Consider the following 348-nt stretch of genomic DNA (forward strand, 5'->3'; position numbering starts at 1 on the left):
TTTTATTTGGGATAGTTTGGTTAAGTCCAAATTCATATTTCAATGTTTTGTTTAAACGTTCCGCTAACGCATTTTCATAGGGATCATATTGTTCAGTCATACTTATAATAATTTCGTTATCCTGTAACATTTTCACATATTCTGGCCAGCAGTAATGGAATCCTCTGTCGGAATGGTGTATTAATTTTCTATTTGGATATTTTCTATTTTTAAGAGCCATCTTTAAAGCTTCTATTGATAAAGAAGCTTTCATGTTTGTAGCTACATGAAAACCCATTATTTGTTTAGAATAAGCATCTGTTACGAGTGCTAAATAGGCATTTTTTCCATTAAGACGCAAGTAAGTAA

At 31.0% G+C, this 348-nt stretch carries 1 protein-coding gene; it reads right to left on the reverse strand.

Annotated features, from left to right (window positions below):
- Positions 1 to 348, reverse strand: a 348-nt coding sequence (locus J3S90_RS15780) for a DDE-type integrase/transposase/recombinase (protein WP_210646983.1), incomplete at both ends; no start/stop codon positions are given.

Origin of the sequence: Flavobacterium flabelliforme (genome assembly GCF_017948675.1) — a bacterium.
Lineage (GTDB): Bacteria > Bacteroidota > Bacteroidia > Flavobacteriales > Flavobacteriaceae > Flavobacterium > Flavobacterium pygoscelis.